This is a genomic window from Flavobacterium sp. 5, from assembly GCF_002813295.1.
GTDB lineage: Bacteria > Bacteroidota > Bacteroidia > Flavobacteriales > Flavobacteriaceae > Flavobacterium.
Genome location: NZ_PHUE01000001.1, coordinates 4866471 through 4889197, shown reverse-complemented (window position 1 = coordinate 4889197; position 22727 = coordinate 4866471). Strand labels below are relative to the sequence as shown.

Sequence of the window (22727 nt, the reverse complement as noted above, 5' to 3'; positions counted from 1 at the left end):
AAATTAACCTTGAAATTAATTAAATGACTACAATTGAAACCAAAAAAACACCTTTTTTTAAAGGACTAACTGGTCAGATTCTTGTTGCAATGCTCTTAGGAGCCGTATTAGGTGTTATCATTCACAACTCAGTAGCTGTAGAAATTACTCAAGAATTTAGTGCCAAAATAAAAATGTTAGCTACTATTTTTATTAGACTTGTGCAAATGATTATTGCACCTTTGGTTTTTACTACTTTGGTAGTTGGAATTGCAAAATTAGGTGATATAAAAGCAGTTGGTAGGATAGGGGGGAAAGCTTTAGCTTGGTTTTTTACTGCTTCTTTTGTCTCATTATTAATTGGAATGTTATATGTGAATTTATTGCAGCCAGGTATTGGGTTAAATTTGTCTCATGTTGATTTAGCTACTGCTTCAGATGTAACTGCAAAAACTCAAAGTTTATCTTTTGAAAATTTTATAGAGCATATTGTACCCAAAAGTATTTTTGAGGCAATGGCTACCAACGAAATTTTGCAAATTGTTATTTTTTCCATATTTTTTGGATTGGCGGCAGCTTCAATGGGAGATAACGCGAAACCTGTTATTGATTTTTTAGACAGAACTTCACATATCGTTTTAAAAATGGTGAACTACGTCATGAAATTTGCGCCAATTGGTGTTTTTGGTGCAATTGCAGGAGTATTTGCTGTTCGTGACTTTCAAGAATTAGCTATCACCTATTTCAAATTTTTCGGTTCGTTTCTTATTGGTATTAGTACACTTTGGATTGTATTGATTGCTATTGGGTTCCTTTTCCTAGGAAATAGAATGAAAACATTGTTAAGACATATAGTAAGTCCATTGATTATAGCTTTTGGAACTACAAGTTCTGAAGCAGTTTTTCCAAAACTTACTGAAGAATTGGAGCGATTTGGAGTAAAAGATAAAATAGTTTCTTTTATGTTGCCATTAGGATATTCGTTTAATCTTGACGGAAGTATGATGTATATGACTTTTGCAGGTATTTTTATTGCACAAGCTTATGGAATCCATCTGGATTATCCAACCCAATTTACAATGCTTTTTGTTTTAATGTTAACTAGTAAAGGTATTGCGGGAGTTCCCAGGGCTAGTTTGGTGGTTGTAGCCGCAACATGTGGTATGTTTAAAATTCCTATTGAAGGTATTGCTTTAATATTGCCTATAGATCATTTTTGTGATATGTTTAGAAGTGCGACAAACGTTTTAGGAAATGCCTTAGCAACATCTGTAGTGGGTAAATGGGAAGATGAAAAAGAAAACATTTAAATATCGAATAAAAATTTTTTAATTTAGGTAAACATCCTAAAAATTGAAGTTTAAGAATACAAAATAGATAGCAGTTACTTTTTTTAAGTGACTGCTTTTTTGTTTTTAAAATAATTGTTTAAGTTTTGAATATTCCTAATAAAAATGTTATAAAATGATATATTTTGATGTACATTTGAAAAAACAATGTCTATTATGCCCCAAATAAGGATAGTTTTATTAATTGTGTTTTGGTTTAATTTTTTAGGAACAAGTATAATTGGGCAAACTCAATTGCCAACTAAAAAGGAAATTAATAAATTAATAGGATCAGCTACAAAACTTAGAGAATCTGGAGATTTTGAAAAATCATTATTGATTTCAAGATTGGCTTTACGTAAAGCAATATCTATAAAAAATAATGTTCTTATTGCAGAAAATTATAATAATGTTGCTGCAAATTTTAATGCTTTGGCAGAGTTTGATAAAGCTATTTTTTACTACGAAAAAGCTTTAGTTTATGTGAATTTAACTCAAAACGATACTATAAAGCAAAGGGTGAATAACAACCTGGGGAATATGTTTTGTTTTGAAAAAAAGAAGTACGATGAAGGAATTCAGTATTATAGAAAAGCGATTGAATACAGCAAAAAAATTTCCGATTCTTCCCAAATTGCTTTTACGAATCTCAATTTAACTTGGGCACTTTTTGACATTGGTAATTATAAAGAAGGAGAAGAAAGTTTAAAAATTATTAATTCATATTATAAAAAGAATAAAAATGATTTTGTTATAGTTGTACTTGATATGCTTAATGGTATGTACTATAATTTTAAAAATGAAGATGCAAAAGCTGATTTTTATTTTAAAGAAGCTATTCGACTAGGAAATAAGCTAAATGAAAAATCGGATCTTTCTTATTCGCATTTGGAATATTCTAAATTGTTACTAAAACAGAAAGATTATAAAAAAGCTTATGAAAATTTAGAAATTTACACACGACTTAATGATGAAATTTATGCCGAAGAAAAATTAGAAAAAGCAAATATTGAAGGTATTAATATTGAGCTGGACGAATATAAGCGTACTGTTGATAAAATTGAAACTGAAAGAGATTTGCAATATCAAAGCTTAAAAAAAACTAGGATAATAGTTTTACTTTTCATTATTGCTATTTTTGTTTTGTTACTTTTTCTTAACTCATTAATTAAGAATAATAGATTTAGATTAAAATCAAATGCAGATTTATTGGTTGCCAATGAAGAGTTGATTGTTGCTAATAAAAAAGCAGAAGAATCAGCATTATTGAAAACACAATTTGTTTCTACAATAAGCCATGAATTAAGGACGCCGCTGTACGGAGTTGTTGGTATTGCTGATCTACTGTTAGAAGAACATAAAGAACTCGCTAAAAGCCCACATTTAAATTCTTTAAAATTTTCTGCTCGTTATTTGTTATCATTAGTGAATGATATTTTGCAAATCAATAAAATTGAGGAGAATAAAATCATTTTAGATAGAATGACATTTAATTTGACAGATGAATTTAATATGATAAAAAATTCATTATCGTTCATTGCTAAAAAAAATAATAACAAAATATATATTGATGTTGATCCATTAATCCCTGAAAGTTTAATCGGTGATAAACTTCGATTTGCTCAAGTTTTAATGAATTTGGTTAGTAATGCTTTGAAGTTTACAAAAAATGGGAAGGTTGATATAATAGCTAGACAAATAACTTTGAAAGAGGAAGTTCATTCTATTGAAATTAAAATACAAGATAACGGAATAGGTATAGCATCTTTAGATCAAGATAAAATTTTTGATAAATTTGTTCAAGTAGGAAGGAAAGAACTCGATTACCAAGGTACTGGTTTGGGATTGTCTATAGTAAAAAGATTATTGGAACTTTTTGGTAGTGATATTGTAGTCGAAAGTGAATTAGGAAAAGGCACTGTTTTTACTTTTTGTATTGATTTTGAGTGTAATAATTTAAAAATAAATGAAATTATAAATAACATACAAGTGGATTTAACTTCTAGTCAAATATTTAAAGTCCTTGTGGTTGAAGATAATCACATCAATCAATTGATAACCAAAAAAATTATTGAAAAAAACAATTATTCTTGCATTGTAGTAGATGATGGATTTAAGGCTTTAGAAATTTTAAAAAATGAAGTATTTGATATTATTTTAATGGATATCAATATGCCTCTAATCAATGGATTTGAAACATCAAGAAGGATAAGGATGGAAGGAATTGACACTCCAATTATTGCATTAACAGCTTTTGATAAAAACGAAATAACAGATGAGGCAATAATGGTAGGGATAAACGATATTATTGTAAAACCATTTGAGTCAGTACAGCTATTTAAAATTATTAATTGTCTTATTTTAAAAACTAAAGTAGTTGTTTAATTATGATCCTAAAAAAGAACCATCTTTTAAAATAGGTTTAAAAGATGGTTTTATAAATTTAGATGCTTAACTGATTTTTTTAATACCAGCGTTTTTTATTTTGCTTTGATGCATCCGATTTTCTAGATTTATGTGCGCCTCCGCTTCTATTTGAATTTTTTGGAGGATTACTATCTGAAGTTGGATTGCCAGAATGCCATGGATAAGGATGATTATCTATGGTTTCAACATTCACTTTTATAAGTTTTTGAATGTCTTTCCAATAATCCTTTTCATCTTTACTGCAAAATGAAATTGCAATTCCGCCATTTCCAGCACGACCAGTTCTTCCAATACGATGCACGTATGTTTCTGGAATATTAGGCAAATCAAAATTAATGACGAAAGGCAGTTGGTCGATGTCTATACCACGGGCAGCAATATCAGTAGCTACAAGGACTCCAACTTCTTTGTTTTTAAACGCGTCTAAAACACGCTGTCTTGCATTTTGTGATTTATCACCGTGAATTGCTTCGGCAGGAATATCTTTCTTTCTTAACGCTTTTACCACATTATCTGCTCCATGTTTTGTTCTCGAAAATACTAGAACATTTGATAAATTTTCATTTTTTATCAGATGATAAAGCAGGTTTCTTTTTTCGGTTTTTTCAACAAAATAAACACGTTGCTCAACATTTTCTGCTGTAGAAGAAACAGGGGAAACAGTTACAGTTTCTGGATCGGTAAGAAACATTTCGGCTAATTCTCTTATAGCTATTGGCATAGTTGCAGAGAAGAAAAGTGTTTGTCTATTTTTTGGAGTCAGTTTAACAATTTTTTTGACATCATTAACAAAACCCATATCAAGCATCTGATCTGCCTCATCTAATACTAAAGTATGTAAATGGTTTAAATCTATAAAACCTTGCTTGTGTAAGTCTAATAATCGCCCTGGTGTTGCTATTACAATATCTACACCGTTTTTTAAAGCGTCAACTTGTGGATTTTGAGAAACACCACCAAAAAGTGTCAATTGAGTCAAATTGGTGTATTTGCCATAAGTGTCAAAACTTTGTCCAATTTGAACCGCTAATTCTCTTGTAGGAGTGACAACAAGTGCGCGAATGACTTTTGCTTTTTTTGTTGAACCTACTATTCGATGCAATTGATGAATAATTGGGATTGCAAAAGCTGCGGTTTTTCCAGTTCCTGTTTGAGCACAACCAATCAAATCTTTTCCAGCCAACACAATTGGTATCGATTGTTCCTGAATAGGTGTTGCTTGTGTATAGCCTTCTTCAAATACGGCTCTTTGTATACTTTTTGAAAGTGATAAATCTTCGAATAACATATTTTTGATATTAAAATATCTTGTATTTAGTACATAGATAAGGCCGCAAAGATAGTGTTATTATTTTGGATGAAAATTATTTTGAATTTAAGTAAGTAATGTTTCGCAATTTATGTTGCAATAGAGTTATGTGATTTCATAAAATCAGTTACTAAATAACCAATGAGTTTACCAATTAAATGATTGTTTTTATCTTCTCCTAAATCTGGAGCTCCTTCACAAATATGTAAATAGGCTGCATTCTTATTTTTAGCAAAAAAAGAAACAAATTGACGAAGCTCTTCGATTGAAAATCCGCTTAAAGTCATCGCACTACTTGCTATATTTGGAATGGCATCTAAATCAATTTCGATTCCATAAGGATCATTTTTGATAAAATCTAGAGCAGCGAGCATTTCTTCAGAAAAAACTTTTTCTTTTCTAATATTAACGCTGTCATAAGTATTGTATCGTACACGATCTTCAATTTTTTTTATAATATCCAATACACTTTTTGAAGTGTAATTTTCATGAAGACCAAAAATGAAATATTTTTTCAGAAAACCTTCTTCGAAAGCATATGAAAAGCCATTTCCACTGTGGCGACCTTCTAAGATTCTAAAATCTGAATGAGCATCAAAATTGATAGCATTTATGGCTTTTCCTTTTGCTAAAGCTGCTCCTTTTATGTTTCCATAAGAGTTGTTATGTCCACCACCAATAACTATTGGGATTTTACCCGATTGAATGATTTTGCATATAATATGAGATACTTCTTTATCAATTTTTTCAACTAATTGGCTTAGTTTAGAACGATCATCGATATCATTAAAATCGAGATGTTCTACTTCTTTCATTTCTTGTTGAACATTAAGATGTCCTAAAACAATGATTTGATTCCCTTTTGAAAAACGATTGTGTTGAATATTAGCTATACTTTTTATAGCACTTTGCCATGCTGATGCCGCTCCAGGTCTCCCGTAATTGGCTCGAACTCCGATGTCTTCTGGGATTCCAAATAAAACGAATTTTGCTTCACTGTTTTTTATAAAATCGAATGGGTCGGTATCTTTGGGAACAACAAGTATTTTCTCGCCAAATTTAATTTCACCACTTCTATGATTGGTGATTTTAGCTAGGTCGTTAATACTGAATATGATAAGCTTTTCCATAAAAAAAATATTTTTCAAAAATAATATAATTGGGCTAAGTTGCGTTATATATATTATTAAATTTGTAAAAAACAATAATATTTTAACATGGAAAATCAAAAAAACAATTCAAGTCTAAAAGCTGTCATAGCTGTTTTGGCTATTTTATTAGTTGGAAGTTTAGTTTATATTTTTAAGATGTCTTCAGAAGTTGATGCAGTTCACAGTGAAATTGTAAAAACTGGTTCTGAGAAAGAATCTGTTATGAAAGATTTACAAGACCTTAAAGCTACTTATGATGCTGCAATTGCAGAAAACACATCAATGTCTGAAGAATTGTTGCAAGAAAGAGATAAAGTGGTAAACTTGATGGACGAGCTTAAAAAGTCAAATGGGGATATGTCAAAATACAAAAATCAAGTTAAATCTATGCAAGGGCATATGAAAGAATTGATGCAAGAAAATGAAGGTTTGAAAAAACAAAATGTCACTTTAACTAGTCAACGTGATAGTACTGTTGTAGTTTTGGGAGAATCTAAAAAATTCAATGAAGTTTTAGTTGGTCAAAATGAAGAATTATCTAAAACTGTTGAAAAAGGAGCTAAATTATCTATTTTAAATTTGCAAACTGCGGCTTATAAATTAAAAAGTTCAGGAAAAGAAATTGCTACAGATAAAGCAAGTAGAGCAGATGTTTTAAAGATAAGTTTTACTATTGCTGAAAATTCAATTGCGAAATCTGGTGATAAAGATTATTATGTACAGGTAATTGATAGTAAAAACAATGTTTTGGGTCAGTCAAAAACTATCACTTTTGGTGAAAAAGTATTGTCTTACAGTTTTGTTTCAAGTGTAAAATATGAAAATAAAACTGTACAAGTTTCTCAAGATTTACCAGGTAAAGATTTTGCTAAAGGAGTATATGCTGTGAATGTATTTGATAAAGATCAATTGGTTTCTTCAACTAATTTTACTTTGAAATAGTTAGTATATAAAACTAGAAAAGAGCAATATTTAAATTAATATTGCTCTTTTTTTTTGTTTTAAATTTAATAAAAAACTATTGATATATTTGACCATTTAGAATTACGCTTTCGATTAAATTACTACCAAAAGCATACGGCAATTGATAATATGAAGAGATTTTTTTTGTGATGATTAAATTGGCTTTTTTACCTTTTGTAATACTGCCATGTGATTTAGAAATTCCCATAGCATAAGCGCCGTTAAGGGTTGCTGCATTTATAGCTTCTTCGGGTGTCATTTTCATTTTAATACAGGCTGTGGCAACTACAAAATTCATATTTCCTGATGGAGTAGAACCAGGATTGTAATCAGTTGCAAGCGCAATTGGAAGTCCAGCAGTAATCATTTCACGGGCAGGAGTATAAGGAATGCTTAAAAAATAGGAGCAAGAAGGCAATGCTACTGGCATTGTTTCAGTATTTTTTAAAACTTCAATATCTTCGGGCTTCATGATTTCCAAATGGTCTACTGAAAGAGCATTATATTTTACACCAGCTTGAATACCCCCAATTGAATTGAATTGATTGACGTGAATTTTTGGTTTTAAACCAAATCGAATTCCAGCTTGCATTATTTCTTCAGTATTTTCAACTGAAAAATATCCAGTTTCACAAAAAACATCGATGAAATCAGCTAATTTATTTTGGGCTATTTCTGGGAGCATTTCATTGATTATACAATCAAGATATCCTCTTTTATTATCTTTGAAAGCGCTAGGAAATGCGTGAGCACCAAGAAAAGTAGCTTTTATTGTTATAGGATAGTTTTGTGCTAATTGTTGAATCACGCGAAGTATTTTAAGTTCTCCTTCAACGGTTAGTCCGTAACCTGATTTAATTTCGACTGCACCGGTTCCTAATCGCATTACTTCTTCCAATCGTACTTTCGATTGATTATAGATTTCTTTTTCCGAGGTCTCGTTTAGTTTCTTAGCAGAGTTTAATATTCCTCCACCGCGATTTGCAATTTCTTCATAGGTCATTCCGTTAATACGATCCACGAATTCTTGTTCACGATTGCCAGCGTACACAATGTGTGTATGACTGTCACACCAAGAGGGCAAAATTATTTTCCCAGTAGCATCAATAACTTTATCAGCTTTAATTTTAGATAAATTTTTCATTTCTCCAAAATCTGCAATTAGGTCGTCTTCAAGTAATAAAAAGGCATTTTTAATCGTTGGTAAAACAGCCATTTCTGCTCCAGCAACTTTTAGTGTAGAATTTTCCCGAACCTGAAGTAGCTCTTTTATATTGGTAATTAGGGTTGTCATTTTCTATTTATTCAAAAACTGTTATCTCGAACATTTTGTTCCAGTTTTTCCCTGTTACAAAAATTGTTTTAGTTTTAGGATTGTAAGCAATTCCGTTTAAAACATCTGTAGGTTTAACATTTAAAAATTTACGTAAACCAGACATATCTAAAATTCCTTCTACAGCTCCAGTATTAGGATTTACAACAGCAATGGCGTCTTTTTCGAAAACATTAGTGTAGAATTTCCCTTCAATTAATTCAAGTTCATTAACAGCTTTTATTTTTGAATCACCTGAGTATACATTGATGTAATCAATTAGTTTTTGAGTAGCTGGATCCATTTTCCATATTTTTTCAGTTCCGTCTGACTGATAAATATATTTTCCGTCATTTGTCATTCCCCAACCTTCAATATTTTTATCAAATTTAAAAGTTTTTTCAAGCTTTAAAGTTTTTGCATCATAGATAAAACCTGTTTTTTCTTGCCAAGTTAGTTGAAATAATTTACCGTTGATGAAAGTAATTCCTTCTCCAAAATACATAGAATCTAAATCAATTTGTTTAATGATTTTCCCTGTTTTATAATCGTATTTTCTTAAATAAGAATCTCCTTTTTGTCCAGTACTTTCAAATAAAACATCGTCATGAAACTCCAGACCCTCGGTAAAGGATGTTGTATCGTGAGGATAGGTATTAATGATTTTATATTTCAATAATTTTGGGGTAATGTTTGAAACCAATTCAATTCTTTTAGTAGCATCAGATGAATCTGATCCAAAATAAGCAGTAGCTTTTAAGTATTGATATCCTAATTTTTGATCTTTTAATTCAAATTTGAGTTTTTCAGACCCTTTTGTACTTCCCACTTTTTTGTCGTTTACAAAGTAAGCAATACTGTCAATTTCTTTCGAATTTGGATTTAAAATACCAATAGAAACTGATTCTGGAGAGGTAAAATGAACTGGAAAAGCTGAATCATCAATAGTGAACAAAGAATTTTCACCTTTTTTTGTGTCTCCACATCCAATTAATGTGATTCCTAATAAAATGGCAATTAAGAAGTTATGTTTTTTCATGGTTTATAATTTAAAAAGACCAATATACAACGTTATTTTATTAGAGCAAAGCGCTTGCAAAAATATAAAAAGGTTGTATATTTGCACTGGCAAGTCCTACACGACCAGCTCCTGCAGACTCCCCCAGGATGGGAACATAGCAAGGGTACGTGGTTGAGCGGTGCGATGTAGATCGCTTGCCATTTTTTTTATTTTTACAAGAATTATACAAAAGTAGTCTTCCTTCGGGAGGATTTTTTTATTTTTAGGCATTTCTAAAGTAATATGAATTTATAAATTAAACCATGAGTAAAGTTGTTTTAATTACAGGAGGTTCTTCGGGAATTGGGAAATCTATTGGGGAATTTTTGCATCATAAAGGATTTGTGGTGTATGGAACAAGTAGAAATCCAGAACGAATTGTAAATTCTATTTTTCCATTAATTGCTTTGGATGTTAGAAATGTAGATTCAATTCAGACCGCTGTGGCTAAAGTAATAGCAGTTTCAGGAAGATTGGATGTTGTAATTAATAATGCTGGAGTTGGTATTACTGGACCTTTGGAAGAAATTCCGATGGAAGAAATTAAAAACAATTTTGAAACCAATTTTTTTGGTCCTATAGAAGTAATAAAAGCTGCATTGCCGCAAATGCGTTCGCAACAATCGGGACTGATTATTAATATTACTTCAATTGCAGGGTATATGGGCTTGCCATATAGAAGTATTTATTCAGCTTCAAAAGGAGCTTTGGAATTAATTACTGAAGCATTGCGTATGGAAGTAAAGTCATTTGGAATTCAAATTACAAATATAGCTCCGGGTGATTTTGCAACAAACATAGCTGCTGGTCGTTTTCATGCACCTGTAATTAAGGGTTCTGCTTATGAATTATCATATGGGAATAACCTAAAAACTATGGATGAACATGTGGATTCGGGAAGTAATCCAAATGAAATGGCTGAAGCTGTATTTACAATTATTGAAAACCCAAGTCCCAAAGTTCATTATAAGGTTGGTGCTTTTATGCAAAAATTTTCTATTGTATTGAAAAGAATACTTCCAGATAAAGTATATGAAAAAATGTTGATGAATCATTATAAATTGTAATTTTGCACCGAATTTGTGTGAGGTAGAAAAGTAAACTACTGAAGTAGTATAGATAGCGCGACCTCATTAAGATAAGAACACAATTAAATAAATATATATTATGAAATTTTTTATTGATACAGCTAATTTAGCTCAAATTAAAGAAGCACAAGCATTAGGTGTTTTAGATGGTGTAACGACAAATCCATCCTTGATGGCTAAAGAAGGAATTACAGGAAAAAACAATATTTTGAAACATTATGTTGATATCTGTAATTTGGTTGATGGTGATGTAAGTGCTGAAGTAAATGCTTTGGATTACGATGGAATGATCAAAGAAGGTGAGGAGTTGGCAGATTTACACGAGCAAATCGTTGTTAAATTGCCAATGACAAAAGAAGGTGTAATGGCTGCTAAATATTTTTCTGATAAAGGAATTAAAACAAACGTAACTCTTGTATTCTCAGCTGGTCAAGCTTTATTGGCTGCTAAAGCGGGTGCAACTTATGTTTCTCCTTTTATTGGACGTTTAGATGATATTTCTACAGATGGTTTAGGACTTATTGAAGAAATTCGTTTGATATATGATAACTACGGTTATGAAACTGAAATTTTGGCTGCTTCTGTGCGTCATACTATGCATATTGTAAATTGCGCGAAACTTGGTGCTGATGTAATGACTGGACCTCTTTCTGCTATTTATGGTTTATTGAAACACCCTTTAACTGATATTGGATTGGCACAGTTTGTTGCTGATTTTGAAAAAGGAAATAAATAAGATTTTTAGAATTTTATCTATTTTAAAAACCTCATGTAACAATGAGGTTTTTTTGTGGATTCACGTGTAGATTTTGTAAGTATGGATTTTACGATATTTGAAACTGAGTTCAAAATGTTTTTTTTTATGCGATTCTCAGCGATTTGGAAAAGGATAAAAAAAAGCCCCATTTTTTAATGGGGCTTTAATATTTTTGTTCTTTTTTAGAAATTTTTAATGACCTCCGCCTTCGCTTTGAACATGACTTACTCCTTGTTTTTTCAATATTTTAGGGCAATAAAAACCGTAAAATGCTAAATAGGCAAAACCAATAAGTGGTACAATATATGAAAAGTGTGTATAACTAATACCGCATATTCCGTTTGGATTAGTTAAATCTAAATCACAAATACTTCCTTGTACAAGTGGAACTACACCACCACCAAGAATCATCATGATTAAGAAAGAAGATGCTTTTCCAGTGTTTTTTCCTAAACCAGCAATGGCTAAATCGAAAATAGATGGCCACATAATTGATAAAAATAATCCACCAGATATAAAGAAGAATTTAGCAATACTTGGGTCTGGACAAATTAATCCAGCTACCATCATTAATAAACCTGATATTCCAAAAAGCATTAATGTTTTTCCAGCATTTTTACCACCAACAAAACTTACTGCAATAAAAAGTAAAATCCAGATTGGGTAAATATAGAATGAAGAAACGTCATGAGCAGCAAAAATGTTAGCTCCAATAATAACTCCAAATCCTAAAGCAGGTACAATAAATTTAAGAGCAATATTTACTAAATTGGAAGTGTTGAAAACATTAACACCACCATTCCAACGACCGATCATTAAACTTCCCCAGTATAGCGCAATGAAAGGAGCAATAGCATCTTCTAAGATACCGCCAAATTCATGGGTTTTTAATAAAGCAGGTAAGTTACTAATGATCGTAACTTCTGTACCAACATAAATAAAGATACCTAACATTCCTAAATATAATTGAGGGTAGTCTAAAATGCTAAATTTAGCATGTTTGTGTTCAATTATAGCTTCTTCTTCATCTGCTTTAGCAGGATCTTCGATTTTAGAAAAGTTCATAAAAATCGCAACTAGGATAAAGGCAAGTCCTAAAATTATAAATGGTAATTTGATATCTTCTAAAGAAAGGTTTGTTTTTTTGTTATCACCCATTCCAAAAAGAGCTATTCCTAATAAGATTGCACCAATAGTGGTTCCAAAAGAGTTAACACCTCCTGCTAATGTCAAACGATGTGCTCCTGTTTGTGGACTTCCCATTTTAATTGCTAATGGATTTGCTACAATCTGTTGAATAGAGAATCCTAAACCTACAGTAAATAGTGCTGTCAAAAAGAAAGGAAAACTTTCCATTGTGGCAGCTGGAACGAATAAAAATGATCCAATTGCAGAAAGAATCAATCCTGCTGAAAGGGTTTTTTTATATCCAAATTTTTGTAAAACATCAGATTTTAAAGAAACTAGGAAGAATATTATTGATCCTACAAAATAAGCAGCATAAAATGCCCAAGCAACTAATTGTGATTGGACTTGTGATAAAGTAAAAACTTTTTTAAAAACTGGGATTAAGATATCATTGGCCGAACCAACAAAACCCCAAAAAAAGAAGACGATTATCAAAGAGATAAACTGTCCCCATTTGGTTTGCACATTTTCTGAACTCATAATTTAAAAATTTAATTTTTTTTTGGTTATTATTAATTTTTTTGATGCTGCAAGACTGTAAATATATTTGTTAAGAATTTTAAAAAAAAATTTTAGGAGGTAAAGTTTTTCACTTTTAAATAAACGACATTATTTTGTCAACAAATGGTATTTTTATTACTATTTACTAAGTAATATAACGATATAGAATAGTTTTTTTTGTAACGATCTGATTAAAAAAACGAATAATTCCGATCATAAATTAAGTGTAATAAATACACAAATAATTTATTAAAAGTGGCTTTGTGGTGATTTGATTTTGTTATTTTAACAAAGTATAATTCTTAGAGAGTTTTTACTCTAAAATTTTACTTTTAACTTCCTTACTGTAATTTCTACCTATAGGAATTGTGTAGGATAAAATCTGAATTCTATTACCCTCTATAGATTTTACTTTGTTTAATGCAATCGTATATGATTTATGAATGCGGACAAAACGATCAGATGGTAATTCATCTGTTAGTGAGGTTAGTGATTTATGAGTTATGTATGTCTTTTCTGCAGTGACAACTTTAATGTATTCTTTCATTCCTTCAATAAAAAGAATTTCGTCAATATTAATTTTTACCATTTTTTTATCAACTTTGATAAAAAGGTGTGGTTCTACACGATGGTTTTCAATTTTAATATTATTTTTTAAATTGTGTTCAGCTTCAATTTTGTGAATACATTTTATAAAACGAGGTAACGGGATTGGTTTTACTAAGTAATCCAATACTTCGAGATCATAACTTTCTGCTGCAAATTCTCTAAAAGCTGTTGTAATAACAATTCGAGGCTTATTTTCAAGTAGACTTATTAATTCAAATCCTGTCATCATAGGCATGTTAATGTCTAAAAAAATGGCGTCTACAGTATTAGAATTAATAAATTCAAGCCCTTCTAATGAATTATTAAATGTTGCAATTACTTCAAAATCTGAAAAATTCACAAAATAATTGAGTAATACTTTTATAGCTAAAGGCTCGTCGTCAATTATTACACATTTAATCTTCATTAGATAAAGGTATTTGTATTTTTATAATATAAAAATTGAATTTTATAATTTGGTTTATGTTGAAATTATTTTTGTAAATAAGCTTTAATCTTTTTTTTGTATTTGATAAACCTATTCCTTTTTTGCTCTTTATTGGGTGTGAAAATACAAAATTATTTATTATTTCAAATTCAAGTTTAGATTTTATGATTCTGAAGTTGATTTTAATTTTGAGTTTTTCGTTATTTACACCACCGTGTTTAAATGCGTTTTCTATGAGTGAAATAAATAGCAAAGGAGGAACTTTTATGGCATCAATATCAGATTCGAGGTTAATTCTAACTTCAACATTTTGAAAACGTAGTTTTTCAATTTCTATATAATTTTGAATATAATCAATTTCTTTTATTAAAGGCACAAATTTGTCATCATCAATATCATATAAAACATATTCCATTAGATTGGAAAGTTTAATAATGACATCTGGAACTTTGTTTGATGATTCTAATGAAAGGGCATACAGATTATTTAGCGTATTAAAAAAAAAATGAGGTTGAATCTGATTTTTCAAATACTTCAATTTTATTTTATTTTGATTTTCCATTATTGCTTTGTTGCGATCTCTCTCTTTGAGCCATGTTAGCATCAAGTAAATAGAAGAAGCAATTGCAAGTACATAAAGTTCTCCAATGCAAACTGCTACAATATGATTGATTTCAAAAGGACTATAATCTCTATTAGCTTCTGGCCAAATATTTTTAGAAATAATATAATAAGTTAATCCTGTTTTTAATAAATAAACAACACCCAAACTTGCTATTAATGAAAATGTGTATTTAACGTATTTCGATTTTAATACAAACATAGGAATGAGTATTAATAAATTGAAATATACTAACGGTATGTGAAGCGCAAATTCAATTAAATTCGATTTGAAAGAATAACTATAATTATTAAAGTATGCACCCCATCTCAAAAAATTAAGAATGAAATAGATAGCCCAGAACCAAACATGGTTTTTGAATTTTATTTGGAATTTTATTTTTTTCATTTTGTTTCTAAGTGGCAATATTAATAAGTGGGACAAAGAATTAAAACATCTGTTTTATTTTGCAACAATAATCATTTTGTTATTAAAAAAGCCATTTTGATGAATAAAAAACTATAAAAAACTAATTAAGGTGAAAAATATATTCAAGAAAACGTTTTCGAAAAACGCATTATTGATTAAATTATGTCGTTGGTTTAAAAAATAATGTTGTTGGTTTAATTTATTTTTTTTAACAAGACGTTAAGAATAAATTTGTTTTATAACTAACAAAAATAATTTAAAAATGAGAAAAATTTTTTTAATCGTAATGGTTATTTTTACTACGCAAGTTACCCTTGCGCAGGTAAAAACAATCAAGGGTTTGGTTTCTGATGCAAAGGGTATTCCTTTACCTTCTGCAAACATTAGTGTGAAAGGAGAATCAAATAGTACCTCTACAGATTTTGATGGTAGTTTTACTATTGAGGCTAAAACTGGTGCTACTCTAGAAATTTCATATTTAGGATATGAAACCAAAAGTGTAACAGTAGGAGAGTCTAATACTATTAATGTAAAATTAAACGAGGCAGGTTCTACAGCTTTGACAGAAGTAGTAGTAACTTCATTAGGTATCAAAAAATCTAAAAAATCGTTAACTTACTCAGCTCAAGAATTAAAAGGAGAAGAAGTTACCAGGGTAAAAGATGCTAACATGATGAACAGTTTATCTGGAAAGGTTGCTGGTCTAATTGTTGGTAAAAGTTCAGCTGGTGCAGGTGGGTCAGTAAAAGTAACTATTCGTGGTAATTCTTCAGCAACAAGCAATCAGCCTTTGTATGTGATTGATGGTATTCCTATGTTGAATAGCTCTTCTACTCAATCAAATCAAGTTTTTGGAGATACAGCAGGAGGTAATAGAGATGGTGGAGATGCTATTTCTATGATGAATCCTGATGATATTGAGTCTATGACAGTTCTTAAAGGAGCTTCTGCATCGGCTTTATACGGTTCTCAAGGAGCTAATGGTGTTATCTTAGTAACAACTAAAAAAGGTAAAGAAGGTAAAGTAACAGCTAATTTCAATTCAAGTGTTTTTGCGGATAATGTAGTTTCATTGCCAGAATTTCAAACTTCTTACGGTGCTGAGGCTGGTGCTACAACTACTTGGGGAGCTAAGAAAAATTCTCCTGATCATGTAAAAGATTTTTACAATACAGGTATGACTTATATTAATTCTGTTGGAATTAACGGGGGTACAGATAAAATGTCAACAAGTCTTACTTTTGCTAATACTAAAGTTGATGGTATTATACCAACAAATGAATTTAAGAAAAACAATATTGCTCTTCGTCAAAGTATCAAGATGTTTGATGATAGAGTAACAGTTGATGCTTCGTTATCTTATGCTGAGCAAAAAATCGTAAACAAACCAGTAAATGCATTGTATTTTAATCCATTAACTGGTGTTTATTTATTCCCAAGAGGAAATGATTTTGATTATTATAAAAACAATTTTGAAGTTTTTGACCCGGCTAGAAACTTAATGACACAAAACTGGCCAACAGGTACTAGTGATATTATTCAAAATCCTTATTGGATTTTAAACAGAAATCAATCAATTGATAAAAATCAATCTTTAATTTCTTCTGCAGCAATTAGTTATAAAGCTAATAATTGGTTAAGTGTTAAGGCTAGAGGAGGTTATAATAAATTAAGTAATACATTTGACAAAAGAATGTATGCTGGTACAAATTTAACATTATCTGGAGCTAATGGAAGGTATATTTATTCTGATAGTGAAAGTTCTCAGTTGTATGGTGATTTAATTGCTACTATTAATACAAAATTCAATGATGCTTTTTCTTTCAATGCTGTTGTAGGTACAAGTTTAACTAAATCAACAGTTAATGATGCGATTATAAATGATTCGGGTACAACAAAAGGTGGATTGGTTTATGCAAACTGGTTTAATATAGGAAACTTTGATTCTGTTGGAAAAAATAATCAACTTGTTGGAGCTAATAAAGAAGTGCAATCTGTTTTTGCTAGTGCTACTTTTGGATATCAAGAAATGTTATTTCTTGATGTAACAGGAAGAAATGATTGGTCGTCTACATTGGTTAATACTGATAATTTAGGTTTCTTTTATCCTTCAGTAGGTCTTACAGCGATTATTAGTGAAATGGTTAAATTGCCTGAGGCAATTACTTTTGGAAAAGTTAGAGCTTCTTATGCTCAGGTAGGTAATGATGTTGGTGCTTTTTTAACTACACCTTTAAATACTATAGTTGGAGGTCAATTTAGTGTTCCTCAAGTTGGTCAAAGTCCAACTTCATCTTTAAAACCAGAAAAACAAAATTCATTTGAGCTTGGTACAGAATGGAGATTTGCTCAAAACAGAATTGGATTTGATTTTACATATTACCAAAACGAAACAAAAAATCAATTAATACAAGCTCCAGCTCCAGTTCCGAATACTATAGGATATGCTAATTATGCATTTAATGCAGGTAGTATTCAAAATAAAGGATTTGAGATAACATTATCTGCTAAGCCAGTTATTGCAGGTGATTTCTCTTGGGACTTAAATTTAAATTATGCTTCAAACAAAAATACAGTTTTAGATTTAGGACCTGGTGTTAATGGTGGTGTTAATACAGTTGTTTTAACTAACGGAGACCCTAATAGTTATAGATATGTTTTAGAGGTTGGAAAACCATTTGGACAAATTCAAGGTAAAAATATTGTAAGAAATGACCAAGGTCAAATTTTATTAGATGCTGATGGTCGTATTCAAAAAACTGCATTTCAAGATTTAGGAAGCTCAAATCCTGATTTTATGTTAGGTTTTTCTAATACATTCAAATACAAAAAAGCTTTCTTAAATGTACTTGTTGATGGAAGATTTGGTGGACATGTAATGAGTATGACTCAAGCAATGTTAGATTTTTATGGTGTGTCTCAAGTAACAGCTGATGCAAGAGATGCTGGAGGAGTTGCTATAAATGCAGTTGATACAAATGGAAATGCTGTAACTACAATGTCTGCTAAAGATTACTACAATCAAGTTGGAGATAGAAGTGGTGCTACAGGTGAGTATATGTACAAAGCTACAAACGTTAAGTTAGGTGAGCTTTCATTAGGATATTCTTTTGATTTCAGTAAAACAACTATTTTTAAGACTGTGAATGTTTCACTTGTTGGTAAAAACTTATTTTTCTTCTATAAAGATGCTCCGTTTGATCCAAACGTAACTTTAAGTTCAGGAGAAGGTTTACAAGGAGTAGATATTTTTGGAATGCCATCTACAAGAAGTATTGGTGTTAATTTAAATTTAACTTTCTAATATTACTATTAAATAAGGACTAAACCTTTTGGTTATTATAAGATATAAGTTTCTTGAAAACTATAATGGTTTAGGATAACTGATTAACTCGAAAGGAGTGGCTTATAATGCAATAAAAATGATTTTAATTAACAATAAAAATTCACAAATGAAAAATAAATTATTAATGTTAGGTACAGTTTTAGCGTTTTCGTTAGGTAGCTGTACAGGTGACTTTGAGGATATAAATAATAGTGATTCTAATTTTAGTAACACACAATTAGAACAAGACTTTAATCACGTAAAAGCTCCAATTAAAAAAATGGAGCGCGGAATGTATATTCTTGTTGCTGATGATTGGCAAGGAGATATTCAGTTCAATTTAAGTGCTGATATTTTCTCTGGATATATGGCTACTCCTCATGATTTTGCTGGTAATAATAATAACTCTACTTATGCTCTTTCTGACGGTTGGAATCAAGCGGAATGGGTTCAAAAGTATCAAAATGAAATGGTGTATGCATATAATCTTGAAAAAGCAACAAAAGGTAAGTACCCACAATTTTATGCATGGTCTTTGATTTTGAAAGTTTATGCTATGCATAAAACTACGGATTATTATGGGCCAATCGTATATTCTGGTTTTGGAAATCCAGATGGAACAACTCCTTATGATTCACAAGAAGCAGTTTATAATCAATTTTTTGCAGAGTTAAAAACAGCTACAGATATTTTGAATGCAAAAGTAGCTAGTGGTACTAAAACCTTTTTCCCGGATGCAGCTGATCCTACTGATGGAACTACTGCAAAAGGAGATATTGTAAAATGGATAAAATTTGCTAATTCTTTGCGTTTGCGTTTAGCAATGCGTATTTCGAATGTTAATCCAGCAAAAGCAAAAATTGAAGGAGAAGAGGCTTTAAAAGGATATGGTGTTATTACTTCAAATGACGATAACGTATTCTATTTAGCTGATCATCCTGTTGCAACTTATAGTGGACCATGGGCGGATATTGTTGCTGGAGGAGCTCTTACTACAATCATGAATGGTTATAATGATCCAAGAAGAGCTACGTTCTTCGAAGCTGCAAAAAATGGTACTTATCAAGGTATCAGAATGGGTTCTTTGGTTAATGATGATTATAGATTTGCAAAAGCGGATCAATTTTCTATAGTAGGTAAAATTGTTAGACAAAATATGATTCCTTGGTTTTGTGCTGCGGAGTCACATTTCTTAAAAGCTGAAGGAGCTTTAAAAGGATGGAATGTTGGAGGAACTGCTCAATCATTTTATGAGTCTGGTATTGCAACTTCTTTTGCGCAATTGAATGCAGGAAGCGCTTCTACTTATATTAATGATGATACTTCAATGCCTGATGATTTCTCTGATCCATTAAATGCTGGTAATAATATTACTGCTAAAAATTTAGTATCTGTTAAGTGGTCTGAAGGTGCTGGTAACGAAGTTAAATTGCAAAAAATTATTACTCAAAAATGGATTGCAGGTTTCCCTGATGGTCAAGAAGCTTGGGCTGAGACTAGAAGAACAGGATATCCTAAATTATTTTTACCTGTAAACAATTTTTCTGCAGGAAAAATTGAAGCTGGAGCTTTTGTTAAAAGAGTGAATTTCCCAGTAAATGAGAAAACTTCTAATCCAGCAGGTTATGCCCAAGGGGTTAAACTTTTAGGAGATGATGACGATGGAGGAAGTAGACTTTGGTGGGATACTGGAGTTAATAAATTCTAAGAATACAAATTGTTATTTTTTATTCCAGACAGGTTTTCACCTGTCTGGATATAAAAAAAGAATTAAAAAATGCTGCAAGATTTTTTAATTAAAAGCTATATAGCTAATCGCTCCGATTTATAAAATTATTTCTACTTTGTTTGTAAAAGATTATTTATTACCAGCTAAAGTTCTTTTTACTTTAAATAACAGTTTCTTTTTTTATTTAAAAACCACATTATTGATTGAAAGATGTAGTTGGTTTAAAAAACAGAGTTGTTGGTTTAATTTATTTTTTTGAGGAGTATATTCCTTATATTTTTACACTATAGTTTACAAGACTTTTTAAATTGACTTGAAGACTAAAAAAAACAATCACTCTGATTTGTAAAGTATTTATACTTTGTTTAAAGAGTCTATTACTATCGAAATTTCTTTTATTTTTTTAGAAAATAAAATTTATATATAAGCAAAACGCATATAGTTTTGTTACGAATGCAAAAGCAGAATTTAATTTAAAACGGAAGAATATGTATATCTGTATTTAAATTAAATCATTAAATATAAGTTTAATAGCAAAACTTATTATACAACATAAAATATATAATACAAACAACATGAGAACTACATCAAACTTAGGTAATGACATAAGCTTCAAAAAAGCAGGTCAGTTTGAAGACACCCGTTTTGAAAAGATTCACAACGTAATTTTTAAAAATTCGATAGATGCTTCAATTATCGTTGCTCAAGAGATTGCGGATTTAATTCGTTCTAAACAAGAAAAGAATAAAAAATGTGTGTTAGGTTTAGCAACAGGCTCATCTCCTATAAAAGTATATCAAGAATTGGTGCGTATGCACAAAGAAGAAGGTTTAAGTTTTGACAATGTTGTTACTTTTAACTTAGATGAATACTATCCGATGCCAAAGGAAAGCAATCAGAGTTATCATTATTTCATGCATCAGCATCTTTTTAATCATGTTGATATCAGACCCGAAAATGTTAATATTCCTGACGGAACTGTTGAATTAGAAGACTTAAATCAATTTTGTGTTGATTATGAAATGAATATTAAAAATGCTGGTGGATTAGATTTTCAATTACTAGGAATTGGTCGTACTGGGCATGTAGGTTTTAATGAGCCAGGATCACACATAAACTCAGGTACTAGAATTATTACCTTGGATCATATTACCAAAGTAGATGCTTCAGGTGATTTTAATGGAATCGGTAATGTTCCTAAAAAGGCAATCACTATGGGAGTTTCAACAATTCTTAGATCCAAAAGAATTGTTTTGATGGCTTGGGGGCAAAATAAAGCCTCTATTATAAAAAGAACTATTCAAGGTGATATTAGCTCTGAAGTACCTGCTACTTTTTTGCAAAATCATAATAACACTACTTTTATTTTAGACCAAGGAGCTGCTTCAGAATTGACTCGTTTAGAAACACCTTGGTTAGTAGGGGAGTGTATTTGGACACCTGAATTAAAAAGTAAAGCTATTGTTTGGCTTTGTCAGCATACTAATCAGTCGATTTTAAAATTAACTGATAGAGATTACAATAATAATGGAATGTCTGATTTATTAGCAGCAGGTAGTTCATCTTATGATCTGAATATTAATATGTTCAATGTATTGCAACATACTATAACTGGATGGCCAGGGGGAAAACCAAATACAGATGATTCTTTCCGACCAGAAAGAGCTAATCCATCTAAAAAAAGAATAATTCTTTTTAGTCCACATCCTGATGATGATGTCATTTCTATGGGGGGAACTTTTGCAAAGTTAATTAAGCAGGGTCACGATGTACATGTAGTATATCAAACTTCTGGGAATATTGCAGTTACTGATGATGAGGCGTTAAAATTTGCTGAAGTATGTAATGATTTTGTTGAAAATAATAAATCAGGAATTAATTTTCAATCAGTAATTGATTCCATTAATTCAAAACCAATTGGGCAAAGTGACACTTTAGAGGTTCGTAAATTAAAAGGCTTGATAAGAAGACGTGAATCGTATGCTGCTACAAGATATATCGGGTTAAAGGATGAAAATACTCATTTTTTGGATATGCCTTTTTATGAAACAGGAATGGTTCAAAAGAAACCATTAGGGCCAGAAGATATCGCTATAGTTAAAGAAATTATAGAGAAAATTAAGCCACATCAGGTATTTGCAGCTGGAGATCTTGCTGATCCACATGGTACTCATGAAGTATGTTTGAATGCCATTTTTGCAGCCATGAAAGCATTAAAATCTAAACCATTTATGAATGATTGTTGGTTGTGGTTATACAGAGGCGCTTGGCACGAATGGGACATTCATGAAATTGATATGGCGGTTCCATTAAGTCCAGATGAAGTGTTATTGAAAAGACAAGCTATTCTGTATCATCAGTCTCAAAAAGATAGAGTAATGTTTCAAGGTAATGACTCTAGAGAATTTTGGGTAAGAGCAGAGGATAGAAATAAAAATACTGCCAAATTATACGATGACTTAGGTTTGGCCGAATATGAAGCTATAGAAGCTTTTAAACGTTTTGAGTACTAATACCATATTTTTTGTTTTGTGTTAATAGGTG

15 protein-coding genes and 1 other RNA gene are annotated in these 22727 nt (G+C 30.7%); 9 read left to right on the top strand and 7 right to left on the bottom strand.

The genetic code is table 11. From position 1 onward, the window contains the following. Positions 1 to 23: 23 nt before the first annotated feature. Positions 24 to 1289 (top strand): dicarboxylate/amino acid:cation symporter, encoded by a 1266-nt coding sequence (locus CLU82_RS20405; RefSeq protein ID WP_100844835.1) that lies wholly within the window; start codon positions 24 to 26, stop codon positions 1287 to 1289. A gap of 501 nt (positions 1290 to 1790) precedes the next feature. Next, positions 1791 to 3692 carry a response regulator gene (locus CLU82_RS20400; protein WP_232735285.1) on the top strand — a complete coding sequence of 634 codons (1902 nt, stop codon included), beginning with the start codon at positions 1791 to 1793 and terminating at the stop codon, positions 3690 to 3692. Between the two features lie 79 nt (positions 3693 to 3771). Here the strand turns inward: CLU82_RS20400 and CLU82_RS20395 are convergent, their stop codons facing one another. Together CLU82_RS20395 and CLU82_RS20390 are read right to left on the bottom strand one after the other, a co-directional pair. After that, entirely contained in the window at positions 3772 to 5022 is a 1251-nt protein-coding gene (locus CLU82_RS20395; RefSeq protein WP_100844833.1) for a DEAD/DEAH box helicase, read from the bottom strand. 110 nt (positions 5023 to 5132) lie between these two features. Beyond that, positions 5133 to 6173 carry a formimidoylglutamase gene (locus tag CLU82_RS20390; RefSeq protein ID WP_100844832.1) on the bottom strand — a complete coding sequence of 347 codons (1041 nt, stop codon included), beginning with the start codon at positions 6171 to 6173 and terminating at the stop codon, positions 5133 to 5135. Positions 6174 to 6260: 87 nt separating this feature from the next. Between CLU82_RS20390 and CLU82_RS20385 the strand changes: the two genes are divergently transcribed. Continuing rightward, complete coding sequence (locus tag CLU82_RS20385; RefSeq protein WP_100844831.1) at positions 6261 to 7136, top strand: hypothetical protein; 876 nt, start codon at positions 6261 to 6263, stop codon at positions 7134 to 7136. 76 nt (positions 7137 to 7212) lie between these two features. On the opposite strand, the gene hutI is transcribed toward CLU82_RS20385, so the two are convergent. Continuing rightward, positions 7213 to 8451 carry an imidazolonepropionase gene (hutI, locus tag CLU82_RS20380; protein WP_100844830.1) on the bottom strand — a complete coding sequence of 413 codons (1239 nt, stop codon included), beginning with the start codon at positions 8449 to 8451 and terminating at the stop codon, positions 7213 to 7215. Positions 8452 to 8458: 7 nt separating this feature from the next. Further along, complete coding sequence (locus CLU82_RS20375; protein ID WP_100844829.1) at positions 8459 to 9508, bottom strand: glutaminyl-peptide cyclotransferase; 1050 nt, start codon at positions 9506 to 9508, stop codon at positions 8459 to 8461. An 87-nt stretch (positions 9509 to 9595) separates the two neighbouring features. Between CLU82_RS20375 and ffs the strand changes: the two genes are divergently transcribed. The 3 genes from ffs (at position 9596) to fsa (ending at position 11353) form a co-directional block, all read left to right on the top strand. Next, positions 9596 to 9693: signal recognition particle sRNA small type (ffs, locus tag CLU82_RS20370), an RNA gene on the top strand. 99 nt (positions 9694 to 9792) lie between these two features. Beyond that, a complete protein-coding gene (locus CLU82_RS20365) occupies positions 9793 to 10596 on the top strand; it encodes an SDR family oxidoreductase (protein WP_100844828.1) in 804 nt (267 codons plus the stop codon). 100 nt (positions 10597 to 10696) lie between these two features. Then, a complete protein-coding gene (gene fsa / locus CLU82_RS20360; RefSeq protein WP_100844827.1) occupies positions 10697 to 11353 on the top strand; it encodes a fructose-6-phosphate aldolase in 657 nt (218 codons plus the stop codon). A gap of 213 nt (positions 11354 to 11566) precedes the next feature. On the opposite strand, the gene CLU82_RS20355 is transcribed toward fsa, so the two are convergent. The 3 genes from CLU82_RS20355 to CLU82_RS20345 all read right to left on the bottom strand — a co-directional run bounded on the left by CLU82_RS20355 (position 11567) and on the right by CLU82_RS20345 (position 14922). Continuing rightward, positions 11567 to 13042 carry an MFS transporter gene (locus CLU82_RS20355; protein ID WP_100844826.1) on the bottom strand — a complete coding sequence of 492 codons (1476 nt, stop codon included), beginning with the start codon at positions 13040 to 13042 and terminating at the stop codon, positions 11567 to 11569. Positions 13043 to 13376: 334 nt separating this feature from the next. Further along, the gene (locus CLU82_RS20350) at positions 13377 to 14078 is read right to left on the bottom strand and encodes a LytTR family DNA-binding domain-containing protein (RefSeq protein WP_100844825.1); all 702 of its coding nucleotides are present in this window, start codon (positions 14076 to 14078) and stop codon (positions 13377 to 13379) included. Next, a complete protein-coding gene (locus tag CLU82_RS20345) occupies positions 14068 to 14922 on the bottom strand; it encodes a sensor histidine kinase (protein ID WP_232735284.1) in 855 nt (284 codons plus the stop codon). Before CLU82_RS20345 ends, CLU82_RS20350 begins: the two co-directional genes overlap by 11 nt. 469 nt (positions 14923 to 15391) lie before the next feature. Between CLU82_RS20345 and CLU82_RS20340 the strand changes: the two genes are divergently transcribed. The 3 genes from CLU82_RS20340 (at position 15392) to nagB (ending at position 22696) form a co-directional block, all read left to right on the top strand. Continuing rightward, complete coding sequence (locus CLU82_RS20340; RefSeq protein ID WP_100844823.1) at positions 15392 to 18433, top strand: SusC/RagA family TonB-linked outer membrane protein; 3042 nt, start codon at positions 15392 to 15394, stop codon at positions 18431 to 18433. Positions 18434 to 18581: 148 nt separating this feature from the next. Next, a complete protein-coding gene (locus CLU82_RS20335) occupies positions 18582 to 20162 on the top strand; it encodes a SusD/RagB family nutrient-binding outer membrane lipoprotein (protein WP_100845100.1) in 1581 nt (526 codons plus the stop codon). A 596-nt stretch (positions 20163 to 20758) separates the two neighbouring features. Further along, entirely contained in the window at positions 20759 to 22696 is a 1938-nt protein-coding gene (gene nagB, locus CLU82_RS20330; protein WP_100844822.1) for a glucosamine-6-phosphate deaminase, read from the top strand. The last annotated feature ends 31 nt before the right edge of the window (positions 22697 to 22727 follow it).